The organism is Mycoplana azooxidifex (assembly GCF_014196765.1).
GTDB lineage: Bacteria > Pseudomonadota > Alphaproteobacteria > Rhizobiales > Rhizobiaceae > Mycoplana > Mycoplana azooxidifex.
The window spans coordinates 554,758-577,107 of the sequence record NZ_JACIEE010000004.1 but is presented as its reverse complement, the minus strand read 5'-3'; the positions used below and the strand labels follow the sequence as shown (position 1 = coordinate 577,107).

The following is a 22,350-nucleotide window of genomic DNA, read 5'->3' as shown; positions in this document are numbered from 1 at the left end:
CGTCACCGGCCAGCAGGCCAGATCTTAAACCCATCAGCATCCTGCGGAAACTTCAGAGCGAGTTCGTCGGTCGCCAGCAGCGCCGCCGCCCTCGTCGGTGAGCCGGTTTCTAAGACCAACATCAAACCAAGTCAACACTCGATTTCAGAAAAGGCGATATTTCTTTTATCCATTTGATTTTACATTAGTATCTCCGTTATTTGGCTTTTCTGGCGGCATTTTCACCACCTCAGATTGGTGTAACTGGCAATGTCGCAAAAACTTCATCTTCGGCGTGCGTCGGACACGGAACCCAAGGCGAGCCTCGGACCGAACGGATCGAAGACGCTTTCGCGGCCCTCTCGCGCGCGCTAAGGACATGCCACCGATCAGAACTTTCGGAGACCGCCATGCTCGTCCTTTCAGAACAACAGACCCGAGACGCCCTGCCCTTTGCCGGCCTCATAGATGCGCTTGCCGCGATGTTTTCCGGCGACTGCGTCATGCCCGTCCGGCACCATCACGACGTGTCAGTGCCGGGGGAGGAGGACGCGACGCTGTTGCTGATGCCCGCCTGGCTGCCCGGCGCCTATATCGGGGTCAAGCTCGTCTCCGTGTTCCCGGGCAACACGCGCCGTGGCCTGCCCGCCATTTTCGGCAGCTATCTCTTGTCTTCCGGCAAGACCGGGGAACTGCTTGCGATCGTCGACGGCGGCGAGCTCACGGCCCGGCGCACGGCGGCCGCCTCCGCCCTTGCCGCCCGCCACCTTGCGCGCGCCGATGCGAAACGCCTTCTCGTCGTCGGGGCCGGCCGGCTGTCGCAGAACCTGGTCGCAGCCCACTCGGCCGTCCGGCCGATCGAGGAGATTGCCATCTGGGGGAGGGACAGGGCCAAATCCGAGGCGGTCGCCGGCGAGGCGCGCGCGGCGGGATTCAACGCCCGCACCGTCACCGACCTCGAACAAGCCGCGCGCGAGGCCGACATCATCTCCTGCTGCACGCTTTCCGAGGCGCCGCTGGTCCGCGGGGCGTGGCTCAAGCCCGGGACGCACCTCGACCTGATCGGCGCCTTCAAGCCTTCCATGCGCGAGACCGACGACGAGGCGGTGACACGCGCGACGCTGTTCGTCGATACCCGCGAGGGCGCCCTCAGCGAAGGCGGCGATCTCGTCCAGCCGATCAGGGCCGGCCTGATCGGCGCCGAGGCGATCAGGGCCGACCTCGCCGAGCTCGTGACCGGGCGGGATCCTGGCCGGCGCTCGCCCGACGAGATCACCCTCTTCAAATCGGTGGGTGCTGCGCTGGAGGATCTCGCCGGTGCGATCCTCGCCTACCGCAACCACGGGGCCTGACGGGCCGTGTCGAACGAGGGCCGGCCGGCGCACCAAGCGGCGCACGTTCCCGCCACGCTGCCGCAACTGCCGGTCAGAGCGGTGCTGCCGACGTTGTCGGATGCGCTCAGATCGGGCACGCGAGCGGTGCTGGCGGCCCCGCCCGGCGCGGGCAAGACAACGCTGGTGCCGCTGCACCTGCTCGGCGCTTCCTGGCGCGGCGATAGACGCATCATCCTGCTCGAGCCGCGCAGGCTGGCGGCGCGGGCTGCGGCGGGGCGGATGGCGGAGCTTCTCGGCGAGCGCGTCGGCGACACCGTCGGCTACCGGATGCGGCTCGAAAGCCGGATCTCCGCCCGTACCCGGATCGAGGTCGTGACCGAAGGCGTGTTCGCCCGGATGATCATCGACGACCCGGAGCTTTCCGGCGTATCCACAGTCCTGTTCGACGAATTCCACGAGCGCTCCCTCGACGCCGACCTCGGCCTGGCGCTGGCGCTCGACGCGCAATCGGCGCTGAGGGAAGACCTGCGCATCCTCGTCATGTCCGCGACCCTCGATACCGACCGGGTCGCGAGACTGATGGAAGATGCCGCCGTCATCGAGAGCGCCGGGCGCAGCTTTCCCATCGACATCCGGCATGCCGACCGGCCGGCCGGCGAGCGGATCGAGGACACGATGGCGCGCGCGATCCGCGACGCCCATGCGGCGGAAAGCGGCTCGATCCTGGCCTTCCTGCCGGGGCAGGCGGAAATCCGCCGGACGATGGAGCGACTGGAGGGCCGCTTCGGCGACAGGACGATGCTGGTCCCGCTCTATGGCAACCTGACGCAGAAGGAACAGGACGCGGCGATCCGCCCGCCTCCTGACGGCATGCGAAAGATCGTGCTTGCGACCTCGATCGCCGAGACGTCGATCACCATCGACGGCGTACGCGTCGTCATCGACGGCGGCCTGCAGCGGCTGCCCGTCTTCGAGGCCGCGACCGGGATCACGCGGCTGGAGACGGTGCGCGTGTCGCGCGCTTCCGCCGACCAGCGCGCGGGCCGCGCCGGCCGCACCGGGCCCGGCATCGCCATCCGGCTCTGGCATGCCGGCCAGACCGCAGCACTTCCGGCCTTCACGCCGCCGCAGATCCTTGGGAGCGACCTCTCCGGCTTCGTGCTGGACCTCGCGCAATGGGGCGTCACCGATCCGGCGAGCCTCCGGCTGATCGACCAGCCACCGGCCGCGAGCCTGGAGGAGGCGCGCAGCCTGCTGCGGCTGCTGGGCGCGATCGATGCCGGCGGCGGCCTGACGCCGGTCGGCCGGAAGATGCGCACCCTCTCCCTGCCGCCGCAACTCGCCGCCATGGTCATCCATGCGGCGAGCGAGGGCATGGCGGCGGAGGCGGCGCTGCTTGCGGTGCTGCTGACCGAACAGGGGCTCGGCGGGTCCTCGCTCGACCTGGAGGAACGCCTGCGGCGGTTCAAGGCCGAACGGGGCGAGCGGGCCGAATCCTCGCGGCGGCTGGCGGCCCGCATAGCGGAGGCGGCCGGCGCGAAGGGTGCTTCCGTTCCCATCCACCCGGGGGCGCTGCTGATGCATGCCTTCCCGGACCGGATCGCGCTGCAACGCGGTGGGCGGGGACGCTTCGTCATGGCCAATGGCCGCGGCGCGGAGCTTCCCGAGACCGAGGGGCTTGCGGCAAGCGCGATGCTGGTGATCGCGGACCTGACCGGCCAGGCCGGGCGGCAGCGGATCCTCGCCGCCGCCACAGTCAGCCGTGCGGACGTCGAAGCCGAGATGGCGGAGAATTTCGTTCGCGAGGAGCAATGCGTGTTCGACCCCTCAAGCCGCCAGGTGCGGGCGAGGAAGGTGACACGGCTCGGCGCCATCTTGTTGGAGGAGACGCCGCTGCCACGGCCGACAGGGCCGGCAGCCGCAAGAGCGCTCGCCGACGGGGTCCGCCAGCTCGGACTTCAGGCGTTGCCCTTCTCGAAGTCCGGCGGACAACTGCGCGAACGGATCGGCTTCCTGCACCGGAGCCTCGGCGAACCCTGGCCCGACACCGGCGACGAGGCGCTGCTTGCGCGGCTCGACGAATGGTTCACGCCCTTCCAGGAGCAGACGCGGGGTCTCGACGACGTCACGCCGGCCAGCCTTTCGGAAGGGCTGCTGGCGCTCGTGCCTCATGGTGTCCAGCGTGATCTCGAGCGGCTCGTGCCCACCCATTTCGAAGCGCCGACCGGGCAACGGCATCCGATCCGATACGACGGCAGCGAGCCGACGCTGCCGATCCGCGTGCAGGAGCTGTTCGGCCTGCGCCAACATCCTGCCGTCGCGGGCGGACGCCTGCCGCTCCTGCTCGAACTGCTGTCGCCGGCACATCGGCCGATCCAGACGACGCGGGACCTTCCCGGGTTCTGGGCCGGTTCCTGGAAGGACGTGCGGGCGGAGATGCGGGGGCGCTACCCACGCCACCCCTGGCCGGAAGATCCTGCCGGCTCGATGCCGACGACACGGGTCAAGCCGCGTGGTACATGATGCCGCGAGGCTTTCCGGAGCAGCCCCGGAAGAGTCCGGAAGGATTGAAAAGCGCAGGGAAGACCATGTCCATCTACAACGACAGTGCCGACGACAGCCAGCGCCAGCGCATGCGGCTCGAAACCCTTATCCGGCTAAGATGGCTCGCGGTGGCGGGCCAGTCCGTGACGGTGATCGTCGTCGCGTTCTGGCTGGGCTTTCCGCTTCCGCTCTTGGCCTGCTCGGTATTGATCGCCCTGCTTGCCGCCGTCAACTTCTATCTCACCGCGCGCTATTCTCCGGCGCACCGGTTGGCACCGGGCTCCGCGCTGGCGCTACTGGCCTTCGATCTCTCGCAACTGACGGCGCTGCTCTTCATGACCGGGGGCCTGGCGAACCCGTTCGCGCCGCTCGTCTGCGTTCCGGTGATCATCTCTTCCTCGGCCCAGCCGATCCGCCATAGCCTGGCGCTCGGCATCCTGGCTGCGGCCGGGATCACGGCGCTGGCCTTCACGCCGTTTCCCCTGCCGTGGTTTCCGGGGACCCTCCTCGTCATCCCGCCGATCCTCACGGCCGGCTTCTGGGTCGCCATCACGTCCACGACCGCCTTCGCCGCTTTCTATTCCTATCGCGTCTCGCTGGAAGCGGCCGAACTCTCCGACGCGCTGGCAGCCACCGAGCTCGTGCTTCAACGCGAAAAGCACCTGTCGCAGCTGGACGGGCTCGCCGCTGCCGCCGCCCACGAACTCGGCACGCCGCTTGCGACGATCAGCGTCGTGGCGAAGGAGATGGAGCGCGAGCTGGGCGAGGACCCGCGCTTCGGCGAAGACGTGCACCTGCTGCGCAGCCAGAGCGAGCGATGCCGCGACATCCTGCGGCGACTGACCACGCTGTCGTCGGACGACGAGGAACACATGCGCCACCTGCCGCTGTCCTCGCTTCTGGAGGAGGTGATGGCGCCCCATCGCGAGTTCGGCATCCGGCTGAGGCTCGTCGAAGAGGGGGGACGCGCCGACGAGCCCGTCGGCCACCGCAACGCCGGCATTCTTTACGGGCTGGGGAACCTCTTGGAGAACGCGGTCGACCATGCGCGTGCGGAAGTGGTCGTGACCGCGCGCCACACGCAGGACCGGGTCAAGCTCGTGATCGAGGACGACGGCGAGGGCTACGCCCCGGACATCCTGCTGCGGATCGGCGAGCCCTATGTCACGAAGCGACAGCGCGACGAGCGGGCGGGCGGCCTCGGGCTGGGCCTCTTCATCGCCAAGACGCTGCTCGAGCGCTCCGGCGCGAAGCTCACCTTCGGCAACCGGCAGGACGGCATCCCCGGCGCCCGGGTCGAAGTCGAGTGGCCGCGCAACCGGATGGACGTCAAGCTGGCGAAATGACTTTACCCCTTCCACCGAACCCGTCATAAGAACAACGGAAAACCAGCAAAATCAGCGCGGAACTGCGAAGATGGCAGACAAGATCGAGACTCTCCCACCGGCGCCGGGCGCAGATGACGCCGAATATATCGGCGCCGACCGCTCGCTCCTCATCGTCGACGACGACGGCCCCTTCCTGCGGCGCCTGGCGCGCGCGATGGAGATCCGCGGCTTCAGCGTCGAGATGGCCGAGTCCGTGGCCGAGGGCATCGCCAAGGCTAAGGGCGCGCCGCCGAAATACGCGGTGGTCGACCTGCGGCTCAGCGACGGCAGCGGCCTCGACGTGATTGCCGCCATCCGCCAGCGCCGCGACGACACGCGGATCATCATGCTGACCGGCTACGGCAATATCGCAACGGCGGTGAATGCGGTCAAACTCGGCGCGGTCGACTACCTGGCGAAGCCAGCCGATGCCGACGAGATCTTCTCGGCGCTGACGCAGAAGCCCGGCGAAAAGGCGGAGCTTCCGGAAAACCCGATGTCGGCCGACCGGGTGCGCTGGGAACACATCCAGCGCGTCTACGAGATGTGCGATCGCAACGTGTCGGAAACGGCGCGCCGGCTGAACATGCATCGCCGCACCCTCCAGCGCATCCTCGCCAAGCGGGCCCCGAAGTAGCCAGGGACGGGTGGTCAGTCACGATCGCCGCTCACGACCGCGGCCATCTCCGATCCCTCGCCGGCCTTGTCGGTCAGAAGCTCGGCCTGCAGCAACCGGCCGGCGGCAATCCGCGCGAAGGCAAAGGTGACGGACTTCCGTGTGGGCGGGGCAAGCTTGTGCTCAGGCGCCTCGCGCAGGATATGGGCGCCGTAGCCGTCGGAAACGATCAGGCCGCAGTCTTCGGGAAAGATGTCGAGCGGCACGCCCCGATGGGTGGCGAAGAAGAGCCGGTCGCAATGCATCCGGTAGTCCGGCCATTTCCTGTCGACGCGAAAATCCTCGATCGAGGTCTTGATCTCGACGATCCAGATCTCACCCTTCGGGGCCAGGCTGATGAGATCGGCCCGCCGTCCGCTGGCAAGCGTCATCTCCGCAAGGACGGCATGGCTGAGGTCGGCGAACAGGCGCTGCACGCCGCGGCGCACCATCATGGCGCGCTCGGATTGACGCCCGTCGACCAGCGGGTTGTCCTTGTGAAGCGATACAAGCGTCATGATTTCACACCTTCGGCGGAGACAGTCGCATCATCCTAGCAGAACCTTCCGGACAATGCCGCAACCGCCTGACGTCACGGGAATGTTGCAAAAAAGCCATCCGCCGTCTTTTGTGCTTCCGCACAACGGCCGAGACCGGGCAGCGCACTTGCAAAAGTTCCTGAATCACAAATAAACCTTGATTGCACAGACGTGCGGGAACACCGCCACGCCACACCCCCTAATTGAAGAGACTTAGATGCGCTTCCGCACTGCCCTGCTCCTTTGTGGCCTTGCAGCGTCCGTGACGCTTGCCGGGTGCTCGTCCGTACCGTCATCCACGCCGATCATCGGCGAGAAGGTCGCGACCAACGAAATCTTCACCTCCGGATACGGCCCGGTCGAAGACCATGGCTATGCGCTTCCGGCAGTCCCGATCCAGCGCGTGGACCCGAAGTATCACCGACAGATTGTCGATTATAAGACCAGTGAGAAGCCGGGCACGATCGTGGTGAACACCCCCACCCGCTTCCTCTACTTCGTGCTGCCGGGCGGCAAGGCGGTGCGCTACGGGATCGGTGTCGGCAAGCAGGGCTTTGCTTGGGAAGGCGAGGCCTACGTCGCCTGGAAGCAGGAATGGCCGATGTGGCATCCGCCGGAAGAGATGGCCGTGCGCCGGCCGGAGATCGCCAAGTACGTCAAGGAGGGCATGCAGCCCGGACTGACGAACCCGCTCGGCGCGCGCGCGCTCTACCTCTTCAACAACAAGGGCCAGGACACGCTGTTCCGCCTGCACGGCACGCCGGAATGGGGCTCCATCGGCACGGCGGCCTCCTCGGGCTGCATCCGCCTGATGAACCAGGATATCATCGACCTCTACGCGCGGGTCCGCCCGGGCAAGGGTGCCCGCGTCGTCGTCCAGCAGTAACCGACGAAAACCCGCACCATGCAAAAAGCCGCCGGTCACCCCGGCGGCTTTTTCGTTCTCAGTCATAAACCTTAGAGACCGCGGGCCGCCTTGAGTTCGCGACGGCGACGGTGCAGCACCGGTTCCGTATAGCCGTTCGGCTGCGAGCGGCCCTCCAACACGAGTTCGCAGGCGGCCTGGAAGGCGATCGAGCCGTCGAAGTCCGGCGCCATCGGGGTATAGTCCGGGTCGCTTGTGTTCTGCCCGTCGACGACCAAGGCCATGCGCCGCATCGTCTCGGCGATCTGCGCCTCGGTGACGATGCCGTGGTGCAGCCAGTTGGCCATGTGCTGGGCGGAAATGCGCAAGGTGGCACGGTCCTCCATCAGGCCGACGTCGTTGATGTCGGGCACCTTCGAGCAGCCGACGCCCTGGTCGACCCAGCGCACGACATAGCCGAGGATGCCCTGCGCGTTGTTGTCGAGCTCGCGCTGGATCTCTTCCGGCGTCCAGTTCGGCCGGGAAGCGACGGGCACGGACAGGATGTCGGAGAGCTTGGCGCGCGGCCTGCTCTTCAACCCGTCCTGCATCGATGCGACGTTGACCTTGTGATAGTGGGTAGCGTGCAGGATCGCCGCCGTCGGCGACGGCACCCAGGCGGTGTTGGCGCCCGCCCTGGGCTGGCCGATCTTCTGCTCCAGCATGGCCGCCATCAAGTCGGGCATGGCCCACATGCCCTTGCCGATCTGGGCGTGTCCCGGCAGGCCGCATTCGAGGCCGATGTCGACGTTGGAATTTTCGTATGCGCCGATCCACAGCGACTGCTTCATGTCGCCCTTGCGGATCATCGGGCCCGCCTCCATTGAGGTGTGGATCTCGTCGCCGGTGCGATCAAGAAAACCGGTGTTGATGAAGAAGACCCGCTCGCTCGCGGCCCGGATCGCCTCCTTGAGGTTGACGGTCGTCCGCCGCTCCTCGTCCATGATCCCCATCTTGATGGTGTTCGGTGCAAGGCCGAGCGCCTCTTCCACGCGGGCGAAGATCTTTACAGCGAAGGCAACCTCCTCGGGGCCGTGCATCTTCGGCTTGACGATATAGATAGAACCGGCGCGCGAATTCATGCGGCGGCCGTTGCGGCCGACGTCGTGCAGCGCGATCAGCGCGGTGACCATGGCGTCCATGATGCCTTCCGGAACCTCGCGGCCGTCACCGTCAAGGATCGCAGGATTGGTCATCAGGTGGCCGACGTTGCGCACCAGCATGAGCGAGCGGCAGGCGAGGGTGAAGGTCGAGCCATCGGGTCTGTTATAGTCGAGGTCCGGGTTGAGCTTGCGGGTGAAGGTCTTGCCGCCCTTTGCGACCTCCTCCGTGAGGTCGCCCTTCATCAGGCCGAGCCAGTTGCGATAGGCGACGACCTTGTCGGCCGCATCGACGGCGGCAACCGAATCCTCGCAGTCCATGATCGTCGTCAGCGCCGCTTCCAGCCAGACGTCCGAGATATGGGCAGGGTCGACCTTGCCGATCGCCGTGGTCGCATCGACCAGGATCTCGATGTGCAAGCCGTTGTTGACAAGCAGGAACTGGGCGGGCGCGGCCGCTTCGCCGAGATAGCCGGCGAACTTTTCAGGTGTCTTCAGGCCCACGACCTCGCCGTCCAGCAGCGTTACCTGCAGTGCGCCGGCCTTGACCGCGAATGCCCGGGCGTCGCTCCAACGTGCACCGGCGAGCGGAACGCTGTCGTCGAGGAAGGACCGCGCCCAGGCGATGACCTTCTCGCCGCGCTTCGGATTGTAGCCCTTGCCGCGGGTCGCGCCGTCGTCCTCGGAAATCGCGTCGGTGCCGTAGAGCGCGTCATAGAGCGAGCCCCAGCGTGCATTCGCAGCGTTCAGCGCATAGCGGGCGTTCATCACGGGGACGACGAGCTGCGGCCCGGCAACCCGGGAGACCTCCGGGTCGACGTTGGCCGTGGTCACGGTGAAGTCCGAACCTTCCGGGACGATGTAGCCGATCTGGCGGAGGAAGGACTCGTAGGCGGCGATGTCGGACGGCGCGCCGTGGGCCTTGTACCAGGCGTCGATCTTCTCCTGCATCTGGTCGCGCTTTTCGAGCAGCGCGCGGTTTTCCGGCGCCAGCTCCGCAACCAGGGCCGAAAAGGCGGAAAAGTAGCCGTCCGGATCGATGCCCGTGCCCGGAAGCGCCTCCGTCTCCAGGAATTCCAGCAACTCGCTGTCGAAGGAAAGGCCGTGTTTCTCGCTGTAGCTCATCGCACGCTCCGGAAAAATGCAGGGCGGGTCTCAAGACCCGTGGATGCTGCCACTTTCCCCACCTATCATTCATAGTCAATTCAGCAATAGTTCAAAGAATTTATTCCATGACGGAATAAATCGTAGGCTATTGATCGTTGGCTATCCTTGGGCGGCCCGAAGCCGTGGCGGTGAAACGGCCTTCCACCAGCTTGCGCGAGCCCTCTATCTCCGGTGCGTCGACGATCTCCGAGACGGTGACGGCCGGCTCGTCGGCACCGCTCAGATGGGCAGCGTGAAGGGCGGCAGCGATCGCGCGTTCGCGGGCCAGCGAGAACGCCGCCTCCTCGTCGATCAGCCGCACGCTTTCGCCCGCGCCGCTGACGATGAAGACGCCCTCCTCCGGCACGGTCACGAAGACGGTGACGCTGGCGCGCACCTGCCCGACGACGGCCCCGACAGCATTCGCCACGTCGGCATCCGCCGGGATGGCGGACTGCGTGTCGAGCATCTCGGCGATGGCCGGATAGTAGACCGGCGCCGATGCACCGAGGCCGACCAGCGGCCGGTCGAGGCTGATGCGGAACTGCACGATGCCGCCGGTCCGGCGCAGCGCGCGATCAACGGGAAGCGATTCGGCCGGATCGATGACGCCGGCCCCGTCCTCCGTCAGACAGGCGGCCATGATGACGTCGCAGGACTGTCGCGTCAGCCGATCGACGATCAGGCGCGCCAGGCTTTCGGCCGAATCGGCGATCGGCCGGCCGGCGCCGTCCCGGGCGCGGGCGGCAAGCGCAAGGCCGAGCCGAGCCGCCTCCCGGTCCCACTGTCCCTGCCGGCCGAGCACGTGCATCGCGTCGGAGGGCGTGATCGCGCTGATATGAACGAGCCCGCGGCCGACGAGGCGATCGAGCGTCGCCTTCTGCAGCGTGCTCGCCAGTAGCTGGTCGAGCGCGACCGGCACGTCGCCGATCCGCTCGTAGAGTGCTGCCTCCTGCGGCTGAAGTCCGCTTGCCAGGTACTCCGGCACGCCGGTGCGGACGGCGAAACGGCCGTCATGGCGCCCCCCGTGCTGCGCCCGCAACTGCCGTTCCAGCACCGCATGGATCACGTCCCCATGCAGTTCCGCCGCAAGGCTCAGCGGCAGGAAGCGCCGGGGACCGAGATCCAGCCGTGCGGCGAGGCCGCGATCGTTGATGCGGATCTCGGAATCGCCACCGAGCCCGTAGGTGCGCATGGCCACGGCCTCGACCATCGTCCGGTAGCCGCCGACGACGGCGCCCTCCGCATCCAGGCGGGGCCGGCCCTGATCCAGGACAGCAACGTCGGTGGTCGTGCCGCCGATGTCGGAGACGACGGCATCGTCCAGGCCGGTCAGGTGGCGCGCGCCGACGAGGCTGGCGGCCGGCCCCGACAGGATCGTCTCGATCGGCCGCAGCCGCGCCTCGGCGGCGGAAATCAGGGCCCCGTCGCCGCGGACGACCATCATCGGCACATGGATCCCGCGCTGTTGCAGATAGCCCTCGCAGGCGCCGATCAGCCGGTCGATCATCGACACCAGCCGGGCATTCAGGAGCGTCGTCAGCGCCCGGCGCGGCCCGCCGAGTTTCGACGAGAGCTCATGGCTGCAGGTGACCGGAAGGTGGGAAATCTCGCGGATGCGATCCCGGACGCGCTGCTCATGTGCCGGGTTGCGCACGGCAAAATAGCCGGCGACCGCAAAGGAGGACACGCTCTGCGCCAGTTCCGGCAAAGCTGCTTCCAGCGCCGTCATGTCGAGCGGGTGCTCGTTGCCGTGCACGTTGTGCCCGCCGGGCAGGAACAGGACGGGATCGTTCCCCAGCGCCTCGGCAAGGCCGTCGCGCTTCAGGTCCTCCGGCCCGAAGCCGATCATGACAAGCCCGGCGCGGCCGCCCTGTCCCTCCACAAGGGCGTTGGTGGCGAGCGTCGTCGACAGCGACACGAGGCTGATGGCCGAGACCTGCGCCTTGGCCTGCTCCAGCACCGCCTCGACGGCGCCGGAAATGCCGACAGCGAGATCATGCCGCGTCGTCAGCGCCTTTGCCTTTGCCACGACGCCGCTCTCCTCGCTGAAGAGAACGGCATCCGTATAGGTCCCGCCGGTATCGATGCCGAGTAACAGATGGTCCGCCACGTGGTCCTTCCGGATAGCTGCGCTCCGCGGGACAGGCCCGGCAGAATGGTCGATCGTCCCTTGCATCTAGCGCAAAAGATCGCGGACCGGTATCGATTTTGCGACCCGGCATGCGATAGCGTCGGCCATGGGCGGAGGGTCAACTATCGGGCGAAACGATCGAACGTGGCTTGACCAGCATCGGCAGCCCGTTTGCCGGCTGCGTGGTCAGGCGCTGCACCGGCCAGGGCCGCGTCTCCGCCGTCATGTCGAAGCGGAAGCGGTGCATCAGGACTGCCAGCGCGATCACTGCCTCCTGCAGGGCGAAGGTGGCGCCGATGCAGATGCGCGGCCCCGCTCCGAAGGGCAGGAACTGGAAGCGGTCGATCCCGTCCCGGTTTTCCGGCAGGAAGCGCTCGGGGATGAAGGCGCGGGGCCTGTCCCAGTAGAGCGCGTGGCGATGCAGCGTCCAGGGCATGATCAGCACGGTGATCCCCTGCGGGATCTCGACCACCTCGCCTGCCGGGCTGGTCCAACGGTCCGAGGCGATCGCCGCCCGGTTGATCGAGGGGGCCGGCGGGTAGAGCCGCAACGCCTCCTCGAAGGCCGCCCGGGTCCAGGGCATCCGATCCAGCCACTCGACCGGCTCGGCACCGCTTATGAGAACGCGATCGATCTCCTCTTCCATCGCTTCGCGGGCATGGGGCGTGTTGGCGACGCAATAGAGCGTCCAGGCGAGCGCGCGGGCGGTGGTCTCGTGGCCGGCGCCGATGAAGGTGAGGATGTTGTCCTCGATCTCCTCGTTCGTCAGCCCGTCCGGCCCCGCCTGCTGAAGAAGCAGCGTCAGGAAATCCCCCGGCACCGCGTCCGGCTCGGCCCGCATCCGCGCCAGCCGCTGGTCCATGGTGTTGCGGACGATGGCGCGGAACTTGTCCAGCACCTTCTGGCCGCCGATGCGGGTCAGCCGCGGCACCCACGTAGGTGCCTTCAGCAGGTCGAACGGATCGACGCGGCCCATGCGGTGGAGCAGGGCGTTGACGTCGTCGGCGAAATTGCCCGAGGACGAGACGATTTCGCCAGAAAAGAGGGTGTCGGCGAGGATCGCGAAGGTCAGCTCCGTCATGTCGTTGGCGATGTCGAAGACGGCTCCATCCTCGCCGGCGGTCTCGTACTTGCCCGCATAGCGCTCGGACTGCCGGAGCATCTGGCCGGCGAAACCCCTGGCATGGCGCGGAGTGAAGATCGGTGCGACAGCCTTGCGGGAGCGCTTCCAGACGGCGCCCTCGGCGGTCAGCAATCCGTCGCGCAGGATCGGCCGCAGCACAAGCTGGCGCACGTCTGCCATCCGGTAGTTCTGCGCATTGTCGACCAGCACGTGCCGGATCAGGCCCGGATCGTTGACGATCAGCGTGTGCTCACGGAAGAAGCGCGTCTCGATCCAGGGCAGCGTATAAGACGGCTCGCCCCACAACTCGAGCGGATTGCGCAGGATCGTGCGGATGATCTCCAGCCGCGACGGCGGCACTGTCCGCGGTTGCGGCGCAGGGGGCTCGAAGGGCTCGGGACGCATGTCCATGGAAAAACCTCGCGCATCTTGCGGCTCGCGGCATCACACCGCGCCGACCACCAGGGCGGCGAAGAAGAAAGTCTAGAGCAGCCCCTGAAGTTCCGCCAGCTTGTCGTTGACGAGCCAGCCGTAATAGTTCTCTTCCGGCCACTCCGAAGTGCCGTCCGCATGGCGGCGGGCGAAGTCCGCGGCCCGCGCGTCGGGGTTTCCGACATTGTAGAGCGTCGCGGTGATGCCGGGGTTGCCGGAAATGTCGACGCCGGCGATCTTCTTGTAGGCATCGATGGAATGGCGGAGCGACGCAGCCATGTAGGCCAGCGAGATATCCGGGTCCATGATCGCCTTGTAGACACCGGCCGCATCGTTTTCGTCCAGCCGCTCGTAGCCCGAGATGCGCGCGACGGTGTCGGTCAGCATCAGCGCCGTCAGCGGATTGATCTGGCCGAGGCCGAAGGTCTGCCCCGCATAGAAGGGCTGGAAGAACACCGCGCTAAAGCGGTTGTTCGGATAGGAGACGCCGCCGACGGCCTTGCCCCTGAACGACCCGTCCCACACCGCCTCCCGGCAGGACCAGAGGGCGTAGGATCCCTTCCTTGCCTTGCAGGCGGAGAATTCCGGGCGGTCGACGAATTCGTCGACGCTTTGGCCCTCGTAGGCGAAGCGGAAGCTGTCGCCGGCATAGGAGGCAGCCTTGATGTAGTAGCTCTGCAGCCGGTCGTAGGCATCGACGTTGTAGGTATGCTCGCCGACAATGGCGCCGACCATGTGGATCGGCGCAATGCCGTACTGTGACGCGATGGACTTGAGCTTGCCGGTCAGTTCACGGTCGGTTGCGAGCAGGTCGCGCACCTTCTCGTACTTGGCATCGAAACTCGTCTTGCCAGCCTTGGTGCGGCGGACGGAGGCGCCCGGCACGGACGGCTGTTCGGCATGACGATTGCCGGGCGGCACGACATCCATGGCGTGGGTGGCGGCGGTGCCGCCCGCAAACAGGGTGGTGGCAATGGCAAGCATTGTCAGCAGATGTCGCACGATGCGGTATCTCCGAAGTCCGGAATTGGTGTCTGCCCCAGGTGTCAGCCCAGCACGAAGCAATTTTCGCGGCTCCCATGCAGACCAATCGTGTCGGAATGATGCCGTGCCTGAACGCGAAAACGCGCCGCGGTTCTAGATCGAAGCGCAGCGCGTGTCGAGGTGAGGGCGATCAAAATCGCGGTACCGGCGGCCCTGGCCGCCAGCATCCGCTACAGGATGTAGCGGGACAGATCGGTGTTCGACGCCAGCGCGCCGACGTGCTTGCGCACATATTCGGCGTCGATCTTGACGCTTGTCCCGCCGCTGTCGGGCGCCTCGAACGAGATCTCGTCGAGCACCCGCTCCATGACCGTCTGCAGGCGCCTCGCGCCGATGTTCTCGACGCTTGCATTGAGCTGCACGGCGACGTCGGCCAGCGCATCGATCGCATCCTCGGTGAACTCGAGCGTGACCTGCTCGGTTTCCATCAGCGCCTTGTACTGGCGGATGAGGCTGGCTTCCGTCTCGGTCAGGATGCGGCGGAAGTCCTCCTTCGTCAGCGCCCGAAGCTCGACACGGATCGGCAGGCGGCCCTGAAGCTCCGGCAGAAGGTCCGAAGGCTTGGAGACGTGGAAGGCGCCGGAGGCGATGAAGAGGATATGGTCCGTCTTCACCGGTCCGTACTTCGTCGCCACCGTCGTGCCCTCGACGAGCGGAAGCAGGTCGCGCTGCACGCCTTCGCGGGAAACGCCGGCGCCCATTCCGCCATCGCGTGCGGCGATCTTGTCGATCTCGTCCAGGAACACGATGCCGTCGTTCTCGACGGAGCGGACGGCCTCGCGCTGGATCTGCTCGTTGTCGATCAGCTTGTCGGACTCGTCGTCGATCAGCACCTTGTAGGAGTCCTTGACCGTCGTCTTGACCTTCTTCGTGCGGCTGCCCAACGCCTTGCCGAACATTTCCGACAGGTTCAGCACGCCGACATTGGCGCCCGGCATGCCGGGGATCTCGAAGCCGGGCATGCCCGAGCCGGTATCGGCGACATCGACCTCGATTTCCTTGTCGTCCAGCTCGTTGTTGCGCAGCTTCTTGCGGAAACTGTCGCGCGTCGCCGGCGAGGCGGTGGCGCCGACCAGGGCGTCGAGCACGCGTTCCTCGGCATTCATATGCGCCTTGGCCGTCACCTCGGCGCGCTTCTTCTCGCGCACCAGGCCGATGCCGACCTCGACGAGGTCACGCACGATCTGTTCCACGTCACGGCCGACATAGCCGACTTCGGTGAACTTGGTCGCCTCGACCTTGACGAAGGGCGCACCGGCGAGTTTCGCCAGGCGGCGGGAAATCTCGGTCTTGCCGACGCCGGTCGGGCCGATCATCAGGATGTTCTTCGGCATCACCTCGTCGCGCAGGTCCGGCTCCAACTGGTGGCGGCGCCAGCGGTTGCGGAGCGCGATGGCCACGGCGCGCTTGGCGTCGTGCTGACCGATGATATAGCGGTCGAGTTCGGAGACGATCTCGCGGGGGGAAAAGTTGGTCATGATATCTGGTTCGCTTTCGGGTCGAATTGCATGATCAGCACGTCATTGCCGGTGCGGTCTTCGAGTTCGGGCACGGGTCGGAAACCGGCCTTGGCATAGGCACGAACCGCGCGGGCATTGGCGGGATCGGGGTCGATGATGATAGTCTTGTGGCCAAGGCCATGAAGATCGGCGGCGAAGGCGGAAAGCGCTGCCGAACCGATGCCGGCGGAAAGCTTGTCGGCATGGCCGATCGAAAGATCGACGCCAACGGCCTCCTGCGGCAGCTCCAGCAGCCAGGGATTTTCCTTGGTCCAGTCCTCATTCTGGTGATGGCCTAAAAACCAGTATTGAATGTAGCCGACCGGCTCCCCGTCGAGCTGGATGAGGAAGGGGCGGGTCGTGTCCCTGCCCTCCACCATATCGCGGATGAAGCCGAGTTCCTCTTCCGGATCGCCCCACCACTCCCGCACATGCGGCTCGTTCAGCCATGCGAGAAGCAGCGGGTAGTGCGTCTCCCCCACGGGAGAAAAGCCAATCCGGGCAGGGTCAATCGGCATCCAGCGTCTCCACCACGATGGAGTGGTTGGTATAGACGCAGATGTCGCCGGCGATCTGCATGGCGCGGCGGGCGATCTCCTCGGCCGACTTGTCGGTATCCATCAGCGCGCGGGCAGCGGCAAAGGCGTAGTTGCCGCCCGAGCCGATCGCAAGCGTGCCGTGCTCGGGCTCGAGCACGTCGCCGTTGCCGGTGATCGCGAGCGTGATGTTCTTGTCGGCGACCAGCATCATCGCTTCGAGGTTGCGCAGATACTTGTTGGTGCGCCAGTCCTTGGCGAGTTCGACGGCCGCGCGCATCAGCTGGTCGGGATACTGCTCGAGCTTTTCCTCGAGCCGTTCGAGCAGGGTGAAGGCATCCGCCGTCGCACCTGCAAAGCCGGCGATCACATCGCCCTTGCCGAGCCTGCGCACCTTGCGCGCATTGCCCTTCATCACCGTCTGGCCCAGGCTCACCTGTCCATCGCCCGCCATGACCACCTTTCCGCCCTTGCGGACCGTAATGATGGTGGTGGCGTGCATCGTTCCATAGGGATCGTGTTCACTCATAGATGCACCTGAAGATCTCGCACCCGCCGAAGCCGGGCGCGCGCCGCCCGAAATGGGCCGGCTCTATCGACCCCTATGTAGGCGGTGAAATGACGATTGCAATCGGCAGCCAAGGCGCCGGCGCGTCGATGTCGCAATGCTGGCCTTTTGCCCTTTCGCCTGATATGGGACGGCAAAGAATGTCGTCGTCGATCCAGGGTCCATCCATGAGCCGCAAAGCCAGCATCTCCCGCAAGACCAACGAGACGGCCGTATCGGTGACGGTCGACATCGACGGTACAGGCACGTCGAAGATCTCGACCGGCGTCGGCTTCTTCGACCATATGCTGGACCAGTTGTCGCGCCATTCCCTGATCGACATGGAGATCGAGACGAGTGGCGACCTGCACGTCGATGACCACCACGCCGTCGAGGACACGGGGATCGCGATCGGACAGGCGATCGCGAAGGCGCTCGGCGACCGACGCGGCATCACCCGCTACGCCTCCCTTGACCTCGCCATGGACGAGACGATGACGCGGGCTGCGGTCGACGTCTCCGGCCGGCCCTTCCTCGTCTGGAACGTCGCCTTCTCCGCGCCGAAGATCGGCACCTTCGACACGGAACTGGTGCGGGAGTTCTTCCAGGCGCTGGCGCAGAACGCCGGTATCACCCTGCATATCCAGAACATCTACGGCGCCAACAACCATCATATCGCCGAGACCTGCTTCAAATCCGTCGCCCGGGTGCTGCGCGCGGCAACCGAAATCGATCCCCGCCAGCAAGGCCGCATCCCTTCGACGAAGGGTTCGCTGGCCTGACCGGCAGACCGGCAGGACAATCCCGTTGACCACCGCGAGCTACCTGATCCTGACACCGCCCGGCGAACCGGCCGCGGCCGAGAAGGCGGCCTTCATCCGCGACGGCTTCCGCTGGACCGCGTTCTTCTTCCCCGCCATCTGGCTGCTGGTCCATCGGCTCTGGTTCTGGGGCGCGCTTGCGCTTGTCGGGCAGTTTGCCGCGACCGCGCTGTCCGCCTCGTCCGAACTCTCACTGACCGGCTGGGTGCTTTCGGCTGCGATCTCGCTGTTGGTCGCGCTCGAGGGACCGCAGGCGCTCGTCCGCTCCCGCGAGGCCCGCGACTGGACGCTGCGCTCGGTCGTCACCGCGCCCGACCTGGAAACGGCGGAACTGATCTACTACAGCGAGAACGCGGCGCCGGCCGGCACGGCAACGGCGCCCCTGCCCCCTTCCGACACCTCGACCAAGGCCACCCGCCCGCCCGCGCTCGGCCTCCTCGGCTATGACGGAGAATGACGATGCGCGTGGCCATCATCGACTACGGTTCGGGCAACCTGCGCTCGGCGACCAAGGCCTTCGAGCGCGCAGCGCGCGAAGCCAGCATCGAAGCAGAGATCGACCTGACCGACCGGCCCGAGCGCGTCGCCTCGGCCGATCGCGTCGTCCTTCCCGGCGTCGGGGCCTATGCCGACTGCCGGCGCGGCCTGGATGCCGCCGGCGGCATGACCGAAGCGCTGCGCGAAGCCATCGAGCTCGGCGGCCGCCCCTTCCTCGGCATCTGCGTCGGCATGCAGCTGATGTCCTCGCGCGGGCTGGAAAAGACAGTGACCGCGGGGCTTGACTGGATCCCCGGCGACGTCGTGCCGATGCAGCCTGGCGACCCGGCGCTGAAAATCCCGCAGATCGGCTGGAACACGCTGACGCTCCACCGCGAGCATCCCCTCTTTTCCGGCATCCCCACCGGCGACGGCGGCCTGCACGCCTATTTCGTCCATTCTTACCACCTGCAGGCGGAGAACCCGGACGACGTGGTCGCGACCGTCGACTACGGCGGACCGACGACCGCCTTCGTCGCCCGCGACAACAAGGCGGGCGCGCAGTTCCATCCGGAGAAGAGCCAGATGCTAGGCCTCGCCCTGATCACCAATTTCCTGCGCTGGAAGCCTTAAGAGCCCGCGCCGATCGAACGGACGACAGATACGATGATCCTCTTTCCCGCAATCGACCTCAAGGACGGCCAGTGCGTCCGCCTCAAGCTCGGCGACATGGAGCAGGCCACCGTCTACAATCCTGATCCGGGAGCGCAGGCGCGCGCCTTCGAGGAGCAGGGGTTCGAGTGGCTGCACGTGGTCGACCTCAATGGCGCCTTCGCCGGCGAGACGGTGAACGGCGCGGCCGTCGATGCGATCCTGAAGGCCACGAAGAACCCGGTGCAGCTCGGCGGCGGGATCCGCACGCTCGATCACATCGAGAACTGGCTATCGCGTGGCCTGGCCCGCGTGATCCTCGGCACCGTTGCCGTGCGCGATCCGGCGCTGGTGGTCGAGGCGTGCAGGCGCTTCCCCGGCAAGGTTGCCGTCGGGATCGACGCCAAGGGCGGCAAGGTCGCGGTCGAAGGCTGGGCGGAGGCCTCCGAGCTCGGCGTCGTCGAGCTTGCGAAGAAGTTCGAGGGCGCGGGGGTGGCCGCGATCATCTATACCGATATCGACCGCGACGGCATCCTGGCCGGCATCAACTGGGCGTCCACGCTCGAGCTGGCCGAAGCCGTCTCCATCCCCGTGATCGCCTCGGGCGGCCTCGCCTCGATGGACGACATCCGCCGGATGCTCGAGCCGGATGCCGCCAAACTCGAAGGTGCGATCTCCGGCCGCGCGCTCTATGATGGGCGGATCGATCCGCAGGAGGCGCTTTCGCTGATCCGCGCGGCGAAAGGAAGGAAGGCATGACCCTGAAAGCTCGCGTCATTCCCTGCCTCGACGTCAAGGACGGCCGCGTGGTCAAGGGCGTCAGCTTCGTCAACCTGGTGGATGCCGGCGATCCGGTGGAATCGGCCAAGGCCTATGACGCCGCCGGCGCCGACGAGTTGTGCTTCCTCGACATCACTGCCTCCTCCGACAATCGCGACACAATCTTCGACGTCGTGGCGCGCACGGCGGAGCACTGCTTCATGCCGCTGACGGTCGGCGGCGGCGTGCGCGCCATCGCCGATATCCGCAAGCTCCTGCTCGCGGGCGCCGACAAGGTCTCGATCAACTCGGCGGCGGTCAAGGACCCGGATTTCGTCGCCGAGGCAGCCGACAAGTTCGGCAACCAGTGCATCGTCGTCTCGATCGATTCGAAGAAGGTGTCGAAGGAGGGCGAGGAGGACCGCTGGGAGATCTTCACCCATGGCGGGCGGCAGGCGACCGGCATCGATGCCGTGGCCTTTGCCGAGAAGATGGTGGAACGCGGCGCGGGCGAGCTGCTGCTGACCTCCATGGACCGCGACGGCCAGAAGGGCGGTTACGACATCGCGCTGACCCGCACGATCGCCGACCGGGTGCCCGTGCCGGTGATCGCCTCGGGCGGCGTCGGCAATCTCGACCACCTTGTGGAGGGCATCCGCGACGGGCATGCGACCGCCGTGCTTGCCGCCTCCATCTTCCACTTCGGCACCTATACGGTCGGCGAGGCCAAGCGCTACATGGCCGATCACGGCATCGCCATGCGGCTCGACTGAGGAGACGAACTTCGATGAGCGATTTCACTTTTGCCGACCTGGAACGGATCGTCGCGAAACGGGCGGCGGCTTCCGCAGAGGAATCCTGGACGGCAAATCTCGTCGCCGCCGGCCAACCGAAGGCGGCCAAGAAGCTGGGCGAGGAGGCGGTGGAAACGGTGATCGCGGCGATCGAAGGCGAGCGCAACGCGCTGGTCAGCGAGAGCGCTGACCTGCTTTATCACCTCCTCGTGGTCCTGAAGATCGGCGGGGTCACCGTTGCCGAGGTGATGGAGGAACTCGAGCGGCGGACCGGCCAGTCCGGGATCGCCGAGAAGGCGAGCCGGACGAAATGATAGCGCAGCCCCCGCACGGCCAGACCCGGGCCGACATTCCCGACGACTACGGCAACCACCACTATTCGCCCTATCGCTTCTTCTCCGCCGAGGAATGGTCGCAGTTCCGCGCCGACACACCGATGACGCTTGCGGCGGACGAAGTGCAGCGGCTGCGCTCGCTGAACGACCCGATCGACCTGGACGAAGTGCGTCGCATCTACCTGTCGCTGTCGCGGCTGCTTTCGGCCCACGTGGAATCGTCGCAGCTTCTGTTCCAGCAGCGCAAGCGCTTCCTGAGCCTCTCGGACGAGTCCAAGACGCCCTTCGTCATCGGCATCGCCGGCTCGGTGGCGGTCGGCAAGTCGACCACCGCCCGCATTCTCGCCGAGCTTCTGTCTCGCTGGCCGTCGAGCCCCAAGGTCGATCTCGTCACGACTGACGGCTTTCTCCATCCAAACGCGGTCCTGAAGCGCGAAAACATGATGGACCGGAAGGGCTTTCCGGAAAGCTACGACATGGGCTCGCTCTTGCGCTTCCTGTCGGCGATCAAGGCGGGCCAGCCCAACGTCAAGGCGCCGACCTACTCGCACCTGACCTATGATGTGCTGCCGGACCAGTTCCAGGTGATCCATCGGCCGGACATCCTGATCTTCGAGGGCATCAACGTGCTGCAGTCGCGCAGCCTGCCGGCGGACGGCAAGGTCGTGCCGATGGTGTCCGACTTTTTCGACTTTTCGATCTACATCGATGCCGACGAGGCCCTGATCCACAGCTGGTACGTGGAGCGCTTCATGCGGCTGCGCGAGACCGCCTTCAAGAACCCGGATTCCTACTTCAACCGCTACTCGCTCGTCAGCGATGAGGAGGCCGCGTCGATCGCCGAAGGGTTGTGGCAGAACACCAACCTGAAGAACCTGCGCCAGAACATCCTGCCGACCCGGCCCCGCGCAGACCTGATCCTGCAGAAGGGCGAGAACCACCTGGTCGAGACGGTGGGCCTGCGCAAGATCTGACGGTCCACCGCCACCTTAGGGATCGACGCGCCGCAGCGTCAGGGTGATCCGCCCGCCATCCTTCAGAAGTGTCGAGGTACCGGGATAGATGCGGTCGACGCCGTGGAAGCTGAGCCGGCTTTCGCCCCCGAGCACCACCACGTCGCCGCTCGACAGGCGCAGCGATCGGGTCGGATCACGGCGCGACGTCCCGCCGATGCGAAACAGGCACTGGTCGCCCAGCGACACCGAGACGACGGGTGCCTCGAGGTTCCGCTCGTCGCGGTCCTGGTGCAGGCCCATCCTTGCCGCGCCATTGTAGAAATTGACCAGGCAGGCCTGCGGCGGCGTCGGATATAAGGACACCTCTTCCCACAGACGCAGCAAGGCCGCCGGAATCGGCGGCCACGGCTCCCCGCTGACGGGGTGACGCTCCTGATAGCGATATCCGCCGTCCCGGTCCGTCACCCAGCCGAGCGAGCCGCAATTGGTCATGCGGACGGACATGGGCTGGCCGGTCTTCGGCATCGCGGGAACGTAGAGCGGTGCGGCGGCCGCGACCGCCCTGATCTCGGCGACCAGCGTCTCCTGCTCCGAGCGAGAGAAATGACCGGGGAGATAGCGAAAGCCCGGGAGGAACTCATGCCCTGTCATTCGCCCGCACCGCCTGCCGCCAT

The 22,350-nt window shown here is 66.5% G+C and carries 21 protein-coding genes; 12 read left to right on the top strand and 9 right to left on the bottom strand.

What is annotated here, in order from left to right; all coding sequences use genetic code 11:
* The first annotated feature begins 389 nt into the window (after nt 1-389).
* The 4 genes from lhpI (at nt 390) to GGQ64_RS11855 (ending at nt 5,861) form a co-directional block, all read left to right on the top strand.
* The gene (gene lhpI / locus GGQ64_RS11870; RefSeq protein WP_183804201.1) at nt 390-1,331 is read left to right on the top strand and encodes a bifunctional Delta(1)-pyrroline-2-carboxylate/Delta(1)-piperideine-2-carboxylate reductase; all 942 of its coding nucleotides are present in this window, start codon (nt 390-392) and stop codon (nt 1,329-1,331) included.
* Between the two features lie 6 nt (nt 1,332-1,337).
* Nucleotides 1,338-3,836 (top strand): ATP-dependent helicase HrpB, encoded by a 2,499-nt coding sequence (gene hrpB, locus GGQ64_RS11865; RefSeq protein WP_183804198.1) that lies wholly within the window; start codon nt 1,338-1,340, stop codon nt 3,834-3,836.
* A 65-nt stretch (nt 3,837-3,901) separates the two neighbouring features.
* Nucleotides 3,902-5,203 (top strand): ActS/PrrB/RegB family redox-sensitive histidine kinase, encoded by a 1,302-nt coding sequence (locus tag GGQ64_RS11860; RefSeq protein WP_183804195.1) that lies wholly within the window; start codon nt 3,902-3,904, stop codon nt 5,201-5,203.
* 70 nt (nt 5,204-5,273) lie between these two features.
* The gene (locus GGQ64_RS11855; RefSeq protein ID WP_183804176.1) at nt 5,274-5,861 is read left to right on the top strand and encodes an ActR/PrrA/RegA family redox response regulator transcription factor; all 588 of its coding nucleotides are present in this window, start codon (nt 5,274-5,276) and stop codon (nt 5,859-5,861) included.
* 14 nt (nt 5,862-5,875) lie between these two features.
* Here the strand turns inward: GGQ64_RS11855 and GGQ64_RS11850 are convergent, their stop codons facing one another.
* Nucleotides 5,876-6,397, bottom strand: a complete 522-nt coding sequence (locus GGQ64_RS11850) for an MmcB family DNA repair protein (protein WP_183804159.1) — start codon at nt 6,395-6,397, stop codon at nt 5,876-5,878.
* A gap of 238 nt (nt 6,398-6,635) precedes the next feature.
* Here GGQ64_RS11850 and GGQ64_RS11845 point away from each other — a divergent pair, with 238 nt between their 5' ends.
* Entirely contained in the window at nt 6,636-7,304 is a 669-nt protein-coding gene (locus tag GGQ64_RS11845) for a L,D-transpeptidase (RefSeq protein WP_183804156.1), read from the top strand.
* 71 nt (nt 7,305-7,375) lie between these two features.
* Here the strand turns inward: GGQ64_RS11845 and GGQ64_RS11840 are convergent, their stop codons facing one another.
* From GGQ64_RS11840 to hslV, 7 genes are all read right to left on the bottom strand, one after another.
* Nucleotides 7,376-9,547, bottom strand: coding sequence for a malate synthase G (locus GGQ64_RS11840; protein ID WP_183804153.1), 2,172 nt, complete (start codon nt 9,545-9,547; stop codon nt 7,376-7,378).
* A 127-nt stretch (nt 9,548-9,674) separates the two neighbouring features.
* Nucleotides 9,675-11,681 carry a hydantoinase/oxoprolinase N-terminal domain-containing protein gene (locus tag GGQ64_RS11835; protein ID WP_183804150.1) on the bottom strand — a complete coding sequence of 669 codons (2,007 nt, stop codon included), beginning with the start codon at nt 11,679-11,681 and terminating at the stop codon, nt 9,675-9,677.
* Nucleotides 11,682-11,820: 139 nt separating this feature from the next.
* Nucleotides 11,821-13,236: a cytochrome P450 gene (locus GGQ64_RS11830; protein WP_183804147.1), complete on the bottom strand. Its 1,416-nt coding sequence runs from the start codon at nt 13,234-13,236 to the stop codon at nt 11,821-11,823.
* A gap of 72 nt (nt 13,237-13,308) precedes the next feature.
* A complete protein-coding gene (locus tag GGQ64_RS11825) occupies nt 13,309-14,259 on the bottom strand; it encodes a DUF1402 family protein (protein ID WP_425488504.1) in 951 nt (316 codons plus the stop codon).
* A 212-nt stretch (nt 14,260-14,471) separates the two neighbouring features.
* Nucleotides 14,472-15,779, bottom strand: coding sequence for an ATP-dependent protease ATPase subunit HslU (hslU, locus tag GGQ64_RS11820; protein ID WP_183804145.1), 1,308 nt, complete (start codon nt 15,777-15,779; stop codon nt 14,472-14,474).
* Nucleotides 15,776-16,318 carry a GNAT family N-acetyltransferase gene (locus GGQ64_RS11815; RefSeq protein WP_183804141.1) on the bottom strand — a complete coding sequence of 181 codons (543 nt, stop codon included), beginning with the start codon at nt 16,316-16,318 and terminating at the stop codon, nt 15,776-15,778. The genes hslU and GGQ64_RS11815 overlap by 4 nt, the downstream gene beginning before the upstream one ends.
* Nucleotides 16,308-16,865: an ATP-dependent protease subunit HslV gene (gene hslV / locus GGQ64_RS11810; RefSeq protein WP_183804138.1), complete on the bottom strand. Its 558-nt coding sequence runs from the start codon at nt 16,863-16,865 to the stop codon at nt 16,308-16,310. The genes GGQ64_RS11815 and hslV overlap by 11 nt, the downstream gene beginning before the upstream one ends.
* 206 nt (nt 16,866-17,071) lie before the next feature.
* Here hslV and hisB point away from each other — a divergent pair, with 206 nt between their 5' ends.
* The 7 genes from hisB to coaA are packed head-to-tail and all read left to right on the top strand — an operon-like array spanning nt 17,072 to nt 21,694.
* Nucleotides 17,072-17,665, top strand: a complete 594-nt coding sequence (gene hisB, locus GGQ64_RS11805) for an imidazoleglycerol-phosphate dehydratase HisB (RefSeq protein ID WP_183804136.1) — start codon at nt 17,072-17,074, stop codon at nt 17,663-17,665.
* Nucleotides 17,666-17,690: 25 nt separating this feature from the next.
* A complete protein-coding gene (locus tag GGQ64_RS11800; protein ID WP_183804134.1) occupies nt 17,691-18,161 on the top strand; it encodes a DUF2628 domain-containing protein in 471 nt (156 codons plus the stop codon).
* A 2-nt stretch (nt 18,162-18,163) separates the two neighbouring features.
* Entirely contained in the window at nt 18,164-18,814 is a 651-nt protein-coding gene (hisH, locus tag GGQ64_RS11795) for an imidazole glycerol phosphate synthase subunit HisH (RefSeq protein WP_183804132.1), read from the top strand.
* A 33-nt stretch (nt 18,815-18,847) separates the two neighbouring features.
* Entirely contained in the window at nt 18,848-19,591 is a 744-nt protein-coding gene (gene hisA / locus GGQ64_RS11790; RefSeq protein ID WP_183804130.1) for a 1-(5-phosphoribosyl)-5-[(5-phosphoribosylamino)methylideneamino]imidazole-4-carboxamide isomerase, read from the top strand.
* Nucleotides 19,588-20,364 carry an imidazole glycerol phosphate synthase subunit HisF gene (gene hisF / locus GGQ64_RS11785; RefSeq protein ID WP_183804128.1) on the top strand — a complete coding sequence of 259 codons (777 nt, stop codon included), beginning with the start codon at nt 19,588-19,590 and terminating at the stop codon, nt 20,362-20,364. The genes hisA and hisF overlap by 4 nt, the downstream gene beginning before the upstream one ends.
* A 14-nt stretch (nt 20,365-20,378) precedes the next feature.
* On the top strand, nt 20,379-20,699 hold the full coding sequence (locus tag GGQ64_RS11780; protein WP_183804125.1) for a phosphoribosyl-ATP diphosphatase: 321 nt from the start codon (nt 20,379-20,381) through the stop codon (nt 20,697-20,699).
* Nucleotides 20,696-21,694: a type I pantothenate kinase gene (coaA, locus tag GGQ64_RS11775; protein ID WP_183804122.1), complete on the top strand. Its 999-nt coding sequence runs from the start codon at nt 20,696-20,698 to the stop codon at nt 21,692-21,694. Before GGQ64_RS11780 ends, coaA begins: the two co-directional genes overlap by 4 nt.
* Before the next feature lie 15 nt (nt 21,695-21,709).
* On the opposite strand, the gene GGQ64_RS11770 is transcribed toward coaA, so the two are convergent.
* Nucleotides 21,710-22,327, bottom strand: coding sequence for an alpha-ketoglutarate-dependent dioxygenase AlkB family protein (locus GGQ64_RS11770; protein WP_183804119.1), 618 nt, complete (start codon nt 22,325-22,327; stop codon nt 21,710-21,712).
* Nucleotides 22,328-22,350: the final 23 nt, after the last annotated feature.

Coding starts and splice junctions, on each gene's coding strand:
- lhpI (WP_183804201.1), top strand. CDS start 390: ATGCTCGTCCTTTCAGAACAACAGACCCGAGACGCCCTGCCCTTTGCC.
- GGQ64_RS11860 (WP_183804195.1), top strand. CDS start 3,902: ATGTCCATCTACAACGACAGTGCCGACGACAGCCAGCGCCAGCGCATG.
- GGQ64_RS11855 (WP_183804176.1), top strand. CDS start 5,274: ATGGCAGACAAGATCGAGACTCTCCCACCGGCGCCGGGCGCAGATGAC.
- GGQ64_RS11850 (WP_183804159.1), bottom strand. CDS start 6,397: ATGACGCTTGTATCGCTTCACAAGGACAACCCGCTGGTCGACGGGCGT.
- GGQ64_RS11845 (WP_183804156.1), top strand. CDS start 6,636: ATGCGCTTCCGCACTGCCCTGCTCCTTTGTGGCCTTGCAGCGTCCGTG.
- GGQ64_RS11840 (WP_183804153.1), bottom strand. CDS start 9,547: ATGAGCTACAGCGAGAAACACGGCCTTTCCTTCGACAGCGAGTTGCTG.
- GGQ64_RS11830 (WP_183804147.1), bottom strand. CDS start 13,236: ATGGACATGCGTCCCGAGCCCTTCGAGCCCCCTGCGCCGCAACCGCGG.
- hslU (WP_183804145.1), bottom strand. CDS start 15,779: ATGACCAACTTTTCCCCCCGCGAGATCGTCTCCGAACTCGACCGCTAT.
- GGQ64_RS11815 (WP_183804141.1), bottom strand. CDS start 16,318: ATGCCGATTGACCCTGCCCGGATTGGCTTTTCTCCCGTGGGGGAGACG.
- hslV (WP_183804138.1), bottom strand. CDS start 16,865: ATGAGTGAACACGATCCCTATGGAACGATGCACGCCACCACCATCATT.
- hisB (WP_183804136.1), top strand. CDS start 17,072: ATGAGCCGCAAAGCCAGCATCTCCCGCAAGACCAACGAGACGGCCGTA.
- hisH (WP_183804132.1), top strand. CDS start 18,164: ATGCGCGTGGCCATCATCGACTACGGTTCGGGCAACCTGCGCTCGGCG.
- hisA (WP_183804130.1), top strand. CDS start 18,848: ATGATCCTCTTTCCCGCAATCGACCTCAAGGACGGCCAGTGCGTCCGC.
- hisF (WP_183804128.1), top strand. CDS start 19,588: ATGACCCTGAAAGCTCGCGTCATTCCCTGCCTCGACGTCAAGGACGGC.
- GGQ64_RS11780 (WP_183804125.1), top strand. CDS start 20,379: ATGAGCGATTTCACTTTTGCCGACCTGGAACGGATCGTCGCGAAACGG.
- coaA (WP_183804122.1), top strand. CDS start 20,696: ATGATAGCGCAGCCCCCGCACGGCCAGACCCGGGCCGACATTCCCGAC.
- GGQ64_RS11770 (WP_183804119.1), bottom strand. CDS start 22,327: ATGACAGGGCATGAGTTCCTCCCGGGCTTTCGCTATCTCCCCGGTCAT.